The following is a 14345-nucleotide window of genomic DNA, read 5'->3' as shown; positions in this document are numbered from 1 at the left end:
GCAGGCTGGAATTCGATCAAAAACCGGTCGCACTCTTCATCCGCCGAAGGTCCTACCGCCCTTCTGACAGCCTTCGGCAGATAGTACACATCCGGCGCTTGCTGCGTGACCGAGTGGTGTCATGGCTAGGAAAATCTCTAAATAGAGACAGCCCTCGTATCCGTTTTTTATAAATAATCATTAAATTCAACAAGTTAAGTAAATGGCACGAAACCCGCAATGTTTCACACGCGGCCCGACCGCAAAAAAAATAATAACTATCCAGGAGACACTCCATGAGTGTAATCATCGCGTTAGCGGCCCTTGGGCTACTGATGCTCGCTGCGTACCGTGGCTATAGCGTCATTCTGTTCGCCCCCATTGCCGCCCTCGGCGCGGTATTGTTGACCGACCCTTCAGCCGTCGCCCCTGCGTTTAGCGGCGTGTTCATGGAAAAGATGGTCGGCTTCGTCAAACTCTACTTCCCCGTATTTCTGCTCGGCGCCGTATTTGGCAAGCTGATCGAGCTGTCCGGTTTCTCCCGCGCCATCGTTGCGGCAGCCATTCGTCTGCTCGGCACGCGTCAGGCAATGCTGGTGATCGTGTTGGTATGTGCCGTGCTCACCTACGGCGGGGTTTCACTGTTTGTGGTGGTGTTCGCGGTTTACCCGTTCGCCGCCGAGATGTTCCGCCAGAGCGATATCCCCAAGCGACTGATTCCAGCCACCATTGCCCTGGGTGCGTTTTCCTTCACCATGGACGCGCTACCCGGCACTCCGCAAATCCAGAACATCATTCCCGCGACATTCTTCAACACCACCGCATGGGCAGCGCCATGGTTGGGGTTGATCGGTACTTTATTCGTGTTTTGCACCGGCATGCTGTACCTGCAACGTCAACGCAATAAAGCCCAGCGGGCCGGCGAAGGTTACGGCACAGAGCTGCGCAACGAACCTGAAACCGCCGAAAATATCAAACTGCCCAACGCCTGGATTGCCCTGTCACCGCTGCTGCTGGTTGGCATCATGAACTTGCTGTTCACCCATTGGATTCCGCAGTGGTACGGCAAGACCAACATCTTGAGCCTGCCAGGCATGGCAACCCCGGTACAAACTGAAATCGCCAAGTTAACGGCTATCTGGGCCGTGGAAGCAGCACTGCTGATCGGCATTTTGACGGTGCTGGTGTTCGGCTTCAGTGCGGTGCGTGGCAAGCTGGCCGAAGGCAGCAAAAGCGCGGTGAGCGGCGCATTGCTGGCGGCAATGAATACGGCATCGGAGTACGGCTTCGGTGCGGTGATCGCCTCGCTGCCGGGATTTCTGGTGTTGGCCGATGCGCTAAAAACCATTCCCAATCCGTTGGTCAATGAATCCATCACCGTCACCTTGCTTGCTGGTATCACCGGTTCGGCGTCAGGCGGCATGAGCATTGCGCTGGCAGCCATGTCTGACAGCTTCATCGCGGCGGCCCATGCGGCCAACATTCCAATGGAAGTGCTGCACCGAGTCGCCGCCATGGCCAGCGGCGGCATGGACACCCTTCCGCACAACGGCGCTGTGATCACGTTGTTGGCCGTCACCGGTTTGACCCACCGAGAGGCCTACAAGGATATATTCAGCATCACCATTATCAAAACGCTGGCGGTCTTTGTTGTGATCGGCACGTTCTACGCCACCGGCATCGTTTGAGGAGTTGGGTATGAGTCTGCAAGGTAAAACCGCACTGGTTACGGGTTCCACCAGTGGCATCGGCCTGGGTATTGCCCTGAGCCTGGCCAAGTCTGGCGCCAACGTGATTCTCAATGGCTTCGGCGACGCTTCGGCGGTAATGGCTGATGTGGTTGCGGCAGCAGGCAAGGACGGCGGTAAAGTCGGCCACCACCCCGCCGATGTCAGTGACCCGATACAGATCGCCGACATGGTCGCCTACGGCGATCGCGAATTCGGCGGCATCGACATTCTAGTCAACAACGCGGGCATTCAGCACGTCTCGCCAGTAGAGGAATTCCCGGTGGAGCGCTGGGATTCGATCATCGCCATCAACCTGTCCTCGGTCTTTCACAGCACTCGCCTGTGCCTGCCTGGCATGCGCACCAAGGGCTGGGGCCGAATCGTCAACATCGCTTCGGTCCACGGCCTGGTTGGTTCTACCGGCAAGGCCGCGTATGTCGCAGCCAAGCACGGCGTGATCGGGTTGACCAAAGTGGTGGGACTGGAAACCGCCACCAGCAATGTCACGTGTAACGCCATTTGCCCCGGCTGGGTGCTGACCCCGCTGGTGCAGCAACAGATCGACACCCGAGGCGCGGCAGATGGCAACCTGGAAAAAGCCAAGCACGACTTGCTGGCCGAGAAACAGCCCTCGCTGGAGTTCGTCACCCCCCCGCAGTTGGGCGAGTTGGTGCTGTTTCTGTGCAGCGAAGCCGGCAGCCAGGTACGCGGAGCTGCTTGGAATATCGATGGCGGTTGGTTGGCGCAATAAACGGAGTGGGTCATGACTGCAATACTTTGGACCCCCAGCGCGCAACGCATAAAAGCGAGTCGTATGGACGACTTTCGGCGTCGGGTCAATCAACGCCATGGCCTGCAGCTGACCGACTACCCGTCACTGCATCAGTGGAGCATCGACCAACGCGAGGATTTCTGGCAGGCCATCGTTGACACCTTCGATATCAGGTTCCATGCGCCACCCGACAGCGTGCTCATCGAAGGTCCACAGATGCCCAGCGCCCAATGGTTTCCGGGCGCGACAGTGAATTTTGCCGAACACCTGTTGCGCCGTCGCGACGATTACCCAGCGATTATTTCCATCAGCGAAGATCGCCAGCGCACCCAATTGACCTACGCCGAGCTAGCCGAGCAGGTGGCCGGCTTGCAGCAAAGCTTGCGCAACGCAGGGATCGGCGTGGGTGATCGCGTCGCGGCGTGCATGCCCAATACCTGGCAAACACTGGTGGCCATGCTCGCCACCACCAGTCTCGGGGCAATTTGGTCCTGCTCGTCACCGGACTTCGGCACCCAAGGCGTCATCGACCGTTTTGGCCAAATCGAACCCAAAATACTGCTGACCTGTGCCGGTTACCGTTACGCCGGAAAACTCATCGACAAGACTGCCAAGGTCAACGAGATTCTTGAACGCTTGCCAGGTTTGCAGCAACTGATCATTGTTCCCTTCTCCCGGCCACAAGCCCGTGCCGAAGACTTTCAGACCTCGGCCAAGGTCACGTTGTGGGACGATTTTTATACCGCAGGCGGCGAACCGACCTTTGTCGCCGTGCCGTTCGCCCATCCGCTGTACATCCTGTATTCCAGCGGCACCACCGGCGTGCCGAAATGCATCATTCACAGCACCGGCGGCGTGTTGCTGCAACACGTCAAAGAACTGGGTCTGCATTCTGATCTGGGGCCTGAGGATTGTCTGTTCTACTACACCACCTGCGGTTGGATGATGTGGAATTGGCTAGTATCAGGGCTGGCGCTCGGCGCGACCGTGGTGTTGTACGACGGCTCCCCTTTCTTTCCACATACTCAGCGCTTGATGGACATGATCGACGAGGAAGGTATCAGTGTGTTTGGCACCAGCGCCAAATACCTCGCCGAACTGGAAAGACATTCGATCAAACCTCGGCTGAATCACCACTTCACTCGCCTCAAGGCCATGCTGTCCACCGGCTCGCCGCTGGCACAAAGCAGCTATGACTACGTGTACCGCGAGATCAAGAGCGAGCTGTGCCTGTCGTCGATTTCCGGGGGCACCGACATCGTGTCCTGCTTTGCCGTCGGCAACCCGTTATTGCCGGTGTACCGAGGCGAAATGCAGTCCAAGGGCTTGGGCATGGCTGTCGAAGTCTGGAACGACCAAGGCCAACCGGTAATTGCAGAAAAAGGAGAACTGGTCTGTACTCGGCACTTTCCGGCGATTCCCATCGGTTTCTGGAATGACCCCCAACAAAAACGGCTCAAGGCTGCGTATTTCACGCACTTTCCGGGAGTTTGGGCTCAGGGTGACTACGCCGAAGAAACCGCCCGTGGCAGCCTGATCATCCACGGCCGATCAGACGCAGTGCTTAACCCTGGTGGCGTGCGAATCGGCACGGCGGAGATCTATCGCCAAGTGGACAAGGTTGCCGAAGTGATGGAAAGCGTCGCCATTGGCCAACACTGGAAAGATGACGTGCGCGTGGTGCTCTTCGTTCGCTTACAGGATGAGCTGACACTGACCCCGCAGCTGGAGCAGCGCATTCGTGACGTGATTCGCGCCAATACCACGCCACGGCATGTGCCGGCCAAGATTGTCGTGGTTTCGGACATTCCTCGCACCATCAGCGGAAAAATCGTAGAGCTGGCTGTACGTAATGTGGTCCACGGGCAACCGGTAAAAAATACCGACGCCCTGGCCAATCCGGTTGCCTTAGAGCAGTTTCGTGACCGGGAAGAACTGGCGAACTAAGCCACTGTACTTACGGCTTGAACGCACCGCCTTCTTCATCCACCAGCCCCCAGTTCGCCATGGTCGATTCTAAGGCGGGCTCGGGGGCGGCGGGTGCCGAGGTGATCTGGGTGGGCGCACCTTTCTCACGGAACAGTTTAAGACGCAGACGTACGTTGTTTTTGGAGTCGGCGTTTTTCAGTGCTTCTTCCTCACTGATCGCGCCCTCGGCCACCAAGTCAAACAGCGCACCGTCAAACGTCTGCATCCCCAGGTTGGTGGACTTCTCCATGATGCCCTTGAGTTCAGTCAGTTCATTGCGCTGAATAAAATCAAGAATGGTTGGCGTGCCCAGCATGACTTCCACCGCCGCACGCCGTTTGCCGTCCAGGGTTTTGACCAGTCGCTGGGACACGAATGCCTTCAGGTTATTGCCCAAATCATGCAGCAACTGCTGGCGACGATCTTCCGGGAAAAAATTGATGATACGGTCCAGTGCCTGGTTGGCGTTGTTCGCGTGCAACGTTGAGATAGCCAAGTGGCCGGTGTCGGCAAACGCCAGCGCATGCTCCATGGTTTCGCGGTCACGGATCTCGCCAATCAAAATAACGTCCGGCGCCTGCCGCAACGTGTTCTTCAACGCCGCGTGAAAACTGCGGGTGTCTACGCCCACTTCACGTTGATTAATGATCGACTTCTTGTGCCGATGGATATACTCCACCGGGTCTTCAATGGTGATGATATGGCCGCCACTGTTGCGATTTCGATAATCAATCATCGCCGCCAGCGACGTCGACTTACCCGAACCGGTGGCGCCTATGACCAGCACCAGCCCGCGTTTTTCCATTACCACTTCGAGCAACACTGGCGGTAATTTCAAATCTTCGAAATGCGGAATCTCCAGCTTGATGTTGCGCGCCACGATCGACACTTCGTTGCGCTGCTTAAAAATATTGATCCGAAATCGACCGATGCCCGCCAGTGACACCGCAAGGTTCATCTCCAACTCGCGCTCAAACTCAAGCCGCTGCTCGGCATCCATGATGCTGTCGGCAACGCTGGCCACGTCGCCAGGCTTCAAGGCCTCGGTACTCAGCGGCTTAAGTACGCCATTAAACTTGGCGCAGGGTGGCGCACCGGTAGACAGGAAAAGGTCCGATCCGTCCTGGTTGGCCAGAATTTTCAACAGCGCTTGGAAATCCATGAGCAACATCCACACGAAAAAGAAAAATAATAAAGCGTCAGCAGTAGATGAGGATTAGATCGCCGACGAAAGCCTGTAGCTTGGATGGATAAAGGGCCGGGCGCAAACCGATATTGCAGTTCTTGCACACCTGTCGGCAGAAACAATCAATCCGTCCCGAGCACAGGCATAATAGCCACCGTTTTTTTCAGGACCGTCCGCACCATGAAAGCACTCGCCCGCCACATCCTGGTGAAAACCGCCGAAGAGGCCGAACAGCTCAAGCAACGTATTGCCAAGGGCGAGGCGTTCGACGTATTAGCCAAAAAATACTCCACCTGCCCCTCAGGCAAACGCGGCGGCGACCTGGGCGAAGTTCGGCCAGGGCAACTGGTCGGCGCGATTGATTCGGTGATATTCAAAAAACCGGTTCGGGTGATACATGGGCCGATTAAGAGCAAGTTCGGGTATCACTTGGTTCAAGTGTTTTATCGGGATTGAACGTCGTCTGTGGCGCAGCAAACACGCGGTTTTGTAGGAGGGTCCGCCACGTCTTCGGCACCGACCCTGTCGTGTCTACCGAAGTCTCTGTGGGAGTTGGCTTGCCAACGAAAGTGCCAATGCAGGCGACCCACATTTTGGGTCGACATCAGCGGCGCGATGACCGGCCTCTTCGCAGGCAAGCCTGCTCCCACGGCATCTACGGCTGCTTGCTATCATCCCTGTCAATTGAATCTTAGAGTCGTAGCGGCTTCGCAGCCTTCGGCAGCTTCTACAGGCTGTTTATGAATTGTCTTTCACAGATGACCCTACCCCCTCGAATCTAAATCACGATCCTGATAAACCCCGGCGATATATACATCGTCAGGTCGTGAAGGGATCATTGCCAACTGCACGCGTGCGACGTTTTCTTTATGAGCAGTCCAGCGCTTTAAACTGCCTTCAATATTTTCCGACTGCGCCGCACTTCCGTACACATCGGCTAGTTTGAGCTTGGACGCATTCAATTTTTTCAAACGCTCAAGGGTCGTGTTCAAACGGTAAATCTCGTCCCTCAGGCTGGCAATTTCTGCCATTGAGCGCAAACCGCGAGGCAAGTCATAGGAATGAGTTTCTTTTTGTTTGAGCGCATCTCCCAGCTGCGTTATAGCCTTTTCGATTACGCGGTATTCTCTGTCGGTGACAACCGTTTGACCGGCCAACTGCGTCTCTTGCCAGCGACGTAAAGTAGCCCAGGTAAACGGTATATAGCTCACGACCATCCGGTGATCGCTACTCTCTAGTAATTGCTGGATAAGCCCGTCTCGCTTTGGCATATCACCACCGTCGTACTGACGGGTTTGCTGGCTCTGCAAATACGTGCAAATCGCTGCGCCCTCAATGGAGTCACAGCCGGGATCCCATAGCACCGACGACTTCTCACCGTCATTTAGCTTTATCGGCATGAAATGCTGCTGCTTGCCATGGTGCTCATAAGGGTCACCGCTGGTTCGCACCATCGCAGTAGGTATCCCCACCCAGCCGGACGGTATAACCGCCAAGCCTATTAATTCCTCCCTTCTTACATTCATCCATGGCAAAGGCACGCTTGGAACAGGGTCGTTGTGGTTGACGATGCGGTGATGGACGAGCTCTGAGGCGCTATCGACAAATGCGGTGTCTCCGACTCGAGGTGCGCCGTAGGTGTAGAGGAGAACGTCGTATTTTTTTGAACGGCGTAACGCTTCCGCCAACAAAGTAGCAATTGCACCACCCAAGCTGTGTCCACAGATAATCACTTTCTGTCCGAAGTGAAATCGAGACAGATAACGGTTTACAAAATTGCGGAGCGCAAGGTAAGCACCATAAAACCCCCGGTGTACTCGCTCATCGCCACCTTCAAATGGAACTTGCAACGCATCGGCATCCCTGAACATGTCAGCTGCCTCCTGAGTACCCCTCACTGCGATAACGATAATTTCATCGTGATGGGTTATATAGGCCTGAGTATCGGTATCTTCTTCAAGGTCAGTGTCATCAAAAAAATGCTGGTTAGCCGGGTGCTCTTGCTTATCCCCTTTCTCGGGAAGATTTTGCTCATAGAGCTTTGGATTGAACGGCAAGACTTCAAACCGTTTTGAGTAAGGCACGTCTTCGTACAACGGATAATACGCGTCCGTTTGATCGTCGTTTACACGCCAGATTTCTTTGTAACTGGCGAGGGCGTCTCCGAAAAAATTGCCCGGAGTCGGACTAAACGGGAAGCTAACCCGTTCTACGGGTTTCTCCGAAGGATTCTGCCCAAAGCCGACGTAAGTCAAGGTGGACATCAGTGCCAGTTGGTAGAGATTCAGGGCGCAGAATTCGTTATCGGTTGAAAGGATTGGCCGCAAAGCCCGCAATGGTCGAACCTCCAGAACCGTATGTTTGTTAGGCATCAGAATAACGCCCCATCGCTCTTGTTCTTTCCCGTTGGCCGCTTCCGGCCATCTCCAATGAGCTAACCGCGGAACGCGGGCACGCGTTACCAAAGGCGGTAGGTGAGCTGCTTGCTCGACTAAATCTCTGACCTCAACGTGAAAAAACTCATCGGCGTTTACTTGCGCTGGATTTTTTTCGACACGTGAACCGTCGTTATTAACGAACCGGGATTCTTCAGCCCGCACTTGGAGCTCAGTAATAGGAAGGGGGTAATATTCACGGCTCATCAGTTTATTATAAAACCCATTACTTTCCGAGCAGACCTCATTTAGAGTTAAAACAACCGCCCCTTGATAACAACCATCCAGAACGGCAGATCCTTCTGCATCTAAATTACCGTCGTAGTTTTGACCTACACTGTCGACTATTTTGTAAGCCAGTCCGGCGTAGGTTTTTCCGCTTCCAACTTCATCCACCAGCTGAAAGCTTATCCGCTGCCCACGTAATGGACAGGCAAGTCTTTTGCTTTCAAAAAACGGAACGTATTGATCTCGACCTTTCACATTAACACTCCTTATTCAGTGCAATTTGGATACACGCTGCAATCACGACCATCAGGCATCTTGAAAGTTTTAAATTGAGGTGGAGATATGCACAGCTCCTCCATATCACCGCCCCAATGTCCGTCGCAGGGCTTCCAGCCGGCCACAGTTTTAAACCAATATTTATTAAAATAAGGCTTTTCACTATCGGCCACTTTAAAACCCATGCTTATTGTTTTTCCACCTAATGTATCGCGACGAAGAATACCTCCCGCAGAATGCTTTAGGACCTCACCGTCACTATCAATAGCTCGGCATCTCAAAACTTTTATAATGTAGCGCTCAGGCCCCGCAGTCCTAAAAAACCACTGACATTCGCCATTATAAAGTGTGTTTTCTATACTGCCAGATTTCACGTTATCGACAGGGGCTCCGTCACGAAATGAGATGCCTGCGATATCTCCATCGAGGTCCCACCGGCCTGGCCCCCATCGACCCTCAACATCCAGCTTCAACCCATCCAATACCAACGGACAATTATTCTCCACTATCGCCAAAGGAATATTGAAAACCGCCGTATATTGAGAATCCTGCACTTCGCTTATGAAGCGTTTCTTGTCTATGAGACGTCCATTTTTTCGACGCCGCGCAGTACACACCTCCCCAGTAGCCGGCACATAGTGGGCATCAGCTTGAAGTTTAAAATTGGCAGGCATTTCCGTTTTTAACGTAAACTGATCCTTACCCGTGTCGCTACAACCGCTTACAAGCAGGAGAGTACAAACACCTGCAACGTGCTTGAAGCGATTCTTAGCTTTATCTACAGTTATAAAAATTCCACGCTTTTTCAAAATATAGCCTCGTGCCATGAAGCGCAGCCGTGAGAGTCTTTTGGAAGCGTTAACATATCCAAAATAATCACCGTCGGAAGTGCGCTTATTCCAAACGGAACGCTCAAACCATAGGAGTCCAGCAGGCTTTTCGGTTGGATGATGTACTTCAATATAACCTGCGAGCCACCATAGGGACATGGTCTATTACTTAAAGCATTTCCAAACCAAGCTAGCCCGCCAATACTCAAGGTCACCGGATTCAGAAATATACACAGCGCCACGATAAAGGTCTGTATTTTCGTCAAACTAAACCACTCCATTCGCCGTCATTAATCCTGACTAGCATTACTGCAATTTCTCATCGCACCAATATTCCGCTTCTTTATAAAGCCGATCGAAATGCAACTGCGGCGCCTCGCCCTGTAGTGGGAGCCAGTCTTGAATAATCTTTCCTTTCTCTTCTTTGAGGCGTTGCGTTATTAAAAACAGCAACTTCTCCGGCGCAGCCCATCCCCACTGCTCTGCCATGTCTAGTTGTATGTCTAACCAGTCACTGACAGGCATGCTTTGTTCCAGTTCGTATGTCTCTAGAGCATGTTTCCCACGAAGATAGAGTTCAATATTGTGACGCAGGACTGCCCTCAAACTCTTTGCCGGCACCGGAACCGTCAGCCAAGCCGGATTTGCCGGCACCGGGTAGATACCAGGACTCGGATTTTCCGCCGCAGCCCAGTCCTGTCCATTCCAATAGCAAAGGCCAGCGATTGGTCCGAGGTATTGGGGCAGTGATTCAAGTTCAAGATGGTTCAATGCCCGCGCGATCACGCGGTTGTCGTGGAATCGGTACAGCGATTGCTCAGGCCGTTGGCCGATGATAATGCGTACGCGCCAATGGTCGGCCATGGCCGCAATCTGGTCGCCTTTGCAGCTGACCAGCCAGCCCCAGTTGCACTCGGGGGTTGCGAGCAATGAAGTGAGCAGCGGCCTAATGGTGCTGCTGATTTTGAAGATGAACGGTCCTGCCGCCATGCTGCTTATGGGTGTTTGACTGTAGACATTAATGTGCTCTGGTGTGGGTTGCTGGGTCAGTAGCGCTTGGAGATTTTCCTGTTCACCATCTGAGTTAAGAATCAAATACGTCGGGCGCGCGAGTCGAGTCTGCTCGGAGATCCATTGATTGGGGAACGAGAGTTTTAAAAGGTTATTTTGTTGGTCCCCCGTTAAATTTGTGGCGTTTTTTTGGGTATCGGCCAGATAAGACATTCGTCACTCCTTGTTTCAACGTAAGGACTGACTCTGGGCGATGACGCCAAAAAAAAATGCCATCCAATTCAATGTTGCGTGTAGGAAACTTCTTTAAATTCAGCGAAAACCTAGATTCAGGTCCACCGATCCATTGTAATAGCCCGCTTGCCAGCGATTGGGACCGCTTCGCGCTCCATCGCAAACACGTTCACTCCTACCCTTACGACTCAATACGTAATGGCATGGGCATCACGCTTTTGGGGATCAACGCCCCCGGATGTTGAATCACTAAACTCGCCAGCCGATGCCCCGCGTGCGCGGCTTGTTCCGGGCTGCCGCCTTTGAGCCGTTGGGCCAAATACGCGGCGCTGAATGAGTCGCCGGCTGCGGTGGTGTCTACTACCCGAGTCACTGCGTGCGCAGGGATCTCGAAGCGTTCGCCTTGGGATTCTACCAAGCAGCTGTTGGCCCCGCGCTTGACCACTACTTCGCTGATGCCTAAGTCCCGATACACCGCCAGCAGTTGTTCCGAGTCGGTATAGCCAAACAAGGCCTGCTCGTCGTCTTCGGTCAACAATGCCAAATCCACCTGCGGCAATACCGCCCGATAGGCCTCGCGCGCCTGTTCGACGCTGGCCCAGAGTCGCGGGCGGTAGTTGTTGTCGAAAGCTACGCGGGCGCCGCGGGCTCGGGCGTCGATCAACACCGACAACAATCGCGCCCGACCCTGCTCGCCCAGTACCGCCAGGGTGATGCCGCTGAAATACAGCACGTCATACTCCACCAGCGCCGCCAGAATCGGCTCGGCTGCTGGCGTGGTAAAACAATCGCGCACTGCGGCTTCGTTGCGCCAATACAAAAACCGCCGCTCGCCATTGGCATCGGTTTGGATGCAATAGAGCCCTGGCAATCGCCCCGGTAGACGTTGAACCCGGCTCAGGCCGATTTGTTCGTCAGCCCAGACTTGGCACATGGCATCGCTGAAGCTGTCGTCGCCCAATGCGGTGACGTAATCCACTTGGGACGTGCCGCCGAGCATGCGCGCCACGTACACCGCTGTGTTTAAGGTGTCGCCACCAAAACTCTGTTGCAGGGTGCCGTTGGCGTGCTGTTGCAGCTCGATCATGCATTCGCCGATCAAGGCGATGCGCGGGTGATGGTGACTGATCAATGCGCTCATCGGACGTGCAAGCTCCTCGGTCTAGAAACAGGTGTTCAGCGTTTCGATTACGTTCAGGTTTTCATCCACCAGGCAGCCTGAGCGCCATTTATCAAAGGTCAGGCAAGGATGGGAGGTGCCAAAGGAAATGATGTCGCCAATCTTCAGTTCGCAACCGGGCGCGATGGTCATGAATGCATGCTGGTCCATGACCGCTGTCACGGTGCAGGCGCTGACATCATCCCCTTTTGAAGGCAATACGCCAGGGCGGTAGCGCAGCAAAGGATTTGGCAACCCAGCGTCGAAGGCCACGTCGCGTTTGCCCATGGCGATCACCGCAAAACCCGGTTCCGGCATTGATTGCACGTGGGCCCAGACTTCCAGCGCGGGGCGTAATGCCTCGCTCAGTTCGCTGCGACGGTCCAGCACGCAGCATTGCGCGTCTTTATAAATGCCGTGGTCATGCACCACATAGCTGCCGGGACGCAGCACGCTGAGAAAACGCTCGCGAACCGCTTGGGCGTCGAAGGCTTCGGCGATCAGGTCATACCAGGCCGAACCGGAGGCAGTGACGATGGGCCGGGTCAAGGCAAAGGCGCCTTTGTCTTGCAGCTCTACCGCCAACCGCACTAATGAGGCGGCAAAGGCTTTGATGCCGGCAATGGCCTGGTCACCATGAATCACGCCTTCGTAGCCTTCGATTCCGGTCAACGCCAGCGCCGGTTGGACGGCGATGGATTCAGCCAGCGCCAACACTTCTTGCTCGGTGCGGCAGCCACAACGGCCGCCATGCACGCCGTATTCGATCATTACGTTCAGGCGCAGGCCGCGTCCGCCGAAGTATTCGCCCAACGCTGCAACATTGTCTGGGTGATCGACCATGCAGTGAAAATCAAACATCGAGTCATCGAGCAAATCCGCGATCAACGCCATGTTCGGCGTCCCGACCAGTTGATTGGCCATCAACACCCGACGCACGCCATGGGCATAGGCGGCGCGGGTCTGCACGGCGGTGGCCAGGGTTATGCCCCAGGCGCCCTCTTCCAGTTGGCGGCGAAACAGCGCCGGGACCATGCTGGTTTTGCCATGGGGTGCCAACTCGGCACCGCTGTTGCTGACGAAGGCCTGCATCCAGCGAATGTTATGTTCCAGCGCCTGCTGATGAATCACCAACGCGGGCAGGCTGACGTCGCGAACCAGGCTGTCGCCCGGCGCGGCAGCGCCCTTTTCTACTGCGGTAGCGTTCAAGTCGGCCGTTGCAAAACTCATGACTGTTCTCCTGATCAGCGCGACGCGAGCCGCGCTATTCGTTGACTCGGCGCGCAAGACCGTTGGCGCTGTCGATCAGCACCCGACGGTAATCGCTGTAATTGTTTTTGGCATCCGCACGGGGGGCGACGATGCACAAGGTGGCGACGCAAACGCCCCGTTCGTCCTTGACCGGCGCGGCGAAGCAATGGGTGAAGGTATCGGCCACGCTGTCGAAGGAAAAAAACCCGTCTTCACCTGCCTTACGAATCTCCCGCAGAAAGGTTTCAATGGGCAGCAGCTCGCCGCTGGGCAGTACGTAGTCTTCGGGGTCGATGAGGTCGTTGATTTCCTGATCGCTTAAATGACTGAGCAGCAAGCGCCCGGAAGCGGTCCAGGGAATCGGCGCGTTTTCGCCGATGTCTGACGAGATGCGAAAATGCCGCTCACCTTCCTTCATCAATGCAACCGTGTATTTGCGCCCATTGAGCAAACACATCTGAGCGGTTTCACGGGTTTGGCTGACGATTTCGGCCAATGACACCTCCGCCTCACGGGTGAAGTCGAAATGCCGCAAATGCGCTTGCCCGAGAAAGTACAACTGACGCCCCAGGTAGACATGCCCGTCTCTGCCCACGGTCTCCAGAATCCGCCGCTCAAGCAGCGAGCTGACCAGTTCATAGACTGTAGATTTTGGACTGCCAATACCGGTCGCGATTTCATTCGGGCGTAGCGGCGTGCCTTTCTCTTTGAGAAAGTCGAGGATATCGAACGCCCGATCCAGCCCTCTGGCCCGGCGTTTGATGGTGTCTTCGGTCATTGTGCGCACTACCCATTAAGCGGTCGGTAAGAATGCCGAGCAGTTTAACGCTGCCCACTGAAGGTTCCCACGCTCAGGCAGGAACAATCAGTGCGCAGGGTGTCAGACCTTTGGCTTCTTGTACGCCACGCAGTCAATCTCGACTTTGCAATCCACCATCATATTGGCCTGAACACAGGCCCGGGCCGGTGCATGTTCGCTGGTGAAATATTCGGAAAACACCTTGTTGAAGCTCCAGAAGTCCCGTGGGTCTTCGAGCCAGACGCCGGTGCGCACCACGTCTTCCAGGCCATACCCGGCTTCGGCAAGGATGGCGATCAGGTTCTTCATGGTTTGGTGAGTCTGTTCAACGATCCCTCCATTGATGATCTCGCCGTTTTGCGCAGGCACTTGGCCGGACACGTACAGCCAACCATCGGCTTCAACGGCACGGGCGAAAGGACGGGGTTGGCCACCGCCGGCGGTACTGCCGGTGCCATAACGAGTAATGCTCATGAACGTCTCCTGC

12 protein-coding genes are annotated in these 14345 nt (G+C 55.1%); 4 read left to right on the top strand and 8 right to left on the bottom strand.

Annotated features, from left to right (window positions below; all coding sequences use genetic code 11):
- The first annotated feature begins 275 nt into the window (after positions 1-275).
- From QN378_RS05420 to QN378_RS05410, 3 genes are read left to right on the top strand one after another with little or no spacing between them, the layout of a single operon-like run.
- Positions 276-1667 (top strand): GntP family permease, encoded by a 1392-nt coding sequence (locus QN378_RS05420; protein WP_322203068.1) that lies wholly within the window; start codon positions 276-278, stop codon positions 1665-1667.
- Positions 1668-1677: 10 nt separating this feature from the next.
- Entirely contained in the window at positions 1678-2460 is a 783-nt protein-coding gene (locus QN378_RS05415) for a 3-hydroxybutyrate dehydrogenase (RefSeq protein ID WP_322203066.1), read from the top strand.
- A gap of 12 nt (positions 2461-2472) precedes the next feature.
- Positions 2473-4428: an acetoacetate--CoA ligase gene (locus QN378_RS05410; RefSeq protein ID WP_323546350.1), complete on the top strand. Its 1956-nt coding sequence runs from the start codon at positions 2473-2475 to the stop codon at positions 4426-4428.
- 10 nt (positions 4429-4438) lie between these two features.
- Here the strand turns inward: QN378_RS05410 and QN378_RS05405 are convergent, their stop codons facing one another.
- On the bottom strand, positions 4439-5611 hold the full coding sequence (locus tag QN378_RS05405) for a PilT/PilU family type 4a pilus ATPase (protein WP_322203062.1): 1173 nt from the start codon (positions 5609-5611) through the stop codon (positions 4439-4441).
- A gap of 204 nt (positions 5612-5815) precedes the next feature.
- Between QN378_RS05405 and QN378_RS05400 the strand changes: the two genes are divergently transcribed.
- On the top strand, positions 5816-6091 hold the full coding sequence (locus tag QN378_RS05400; RefSeq protein ID WP_322169494.1) for a peptidylprolyl isomerase: 276 nt from the start codon (positions 5816-5818) through the stop codon (positions 6089-6091).
- A 308-nt stretch (positions 6092-6399) separates the two neighbouring features.
- Here QN378_RS05400 and QN378_RS05395 read toward each other — a convergent pair whose 3' ends face one another.
- The 7 genes from QN378_RS05395 to QN378_RS05365 all read right to left on the bottom strand — a co-directional run bounded on the left by QN378_RS05395 (position 6400) and on the right by QN378_RS05365 (position 14332).
- Entirely contained in the window at positions 6400-8553 is a 2154-nt protein-coding gene (locus QN378_RS05395; protein WP_323546355.1) for a lipase family protein, read from the bottom strand.
- Between the two features lie 11 nt (positions 8554-8564).
- The gene (locus tag QN378_RS05390) at positions 8565-9563 is read right to left on the bottom strand and encodes a hypothetical protein (protein ID WP_323546356.1); all 999 of its coding nucleotides are present in this window, start codon (positions 9561-9563) and stop codon (positions 8565-8567) included.
- A 147-nt stretch (positions 9564-9710) separates the two neighbouring features.
- Positions 9711-10628: a DUF4123 domain-containing protein gene (locus QN378_RS05385; RefSeq protein WP_323546360.1), complete on the bottom strand. Its 918-nt coding sequence runs from the start codon at positions 10626-10628 to the stop codon at positions 9711-9713.
- A gap of 202 nt (positions 10629-10830) precedes the next feature.
- Entirely contained in the window at positions 10831-11790 is a 960-nt protein-coding gene (locus tag QN378_RS05380) for a sugar kinase (protein WP_323546361.1), read from the bottom strand.
- A gap of 21 nt (positions 11791-11811) precedes the next feature.
- Complete coding sequence (locus tag QN378_RS05375; protein ID WP_323546364.1) at positions 11812-13038, bottom strand: amino acid deaminase; 1227 nt, start codon at positions 13036-13038, stop codon at positions 11812-11814.
- 34 nt (positions 13039-13072) lie between these two features.
- Positions 13073-13837, bottom strand: a complete 765-nt coding sequence (locus tag QN378_RS05370) for an IclR family transcriptional regulator (protein WP_322203050.1) — start codon at positions 13835-13837, stop codon at positions 13073-13075.
- Between the two features lie 102 nt (positions 13838-13939).
- Positions 13940-14332, bottom strand: a complete 393-nt coding sequence (locus QN378_RS05365) for a RidA family protein (protein ID WP_322203048.1) — start codon at positions 14330-14332, stop codon at positions 13940-13942.
- Positions 14333-14345 lie beyond the last annotated feature (13 nt).

Source organism: Pseudomonas sp. 10S5, assembly GCF_035019745.1.
Lineage (GTDB): Bacteria > Pseudomonadota > Gammaproteobacteria > Pseudomonadales > Pseudomonadaceae > Aquipseudomonas.
This window is presented reverse-complemented; position numbering and strand designations above follow the sequence as displayed.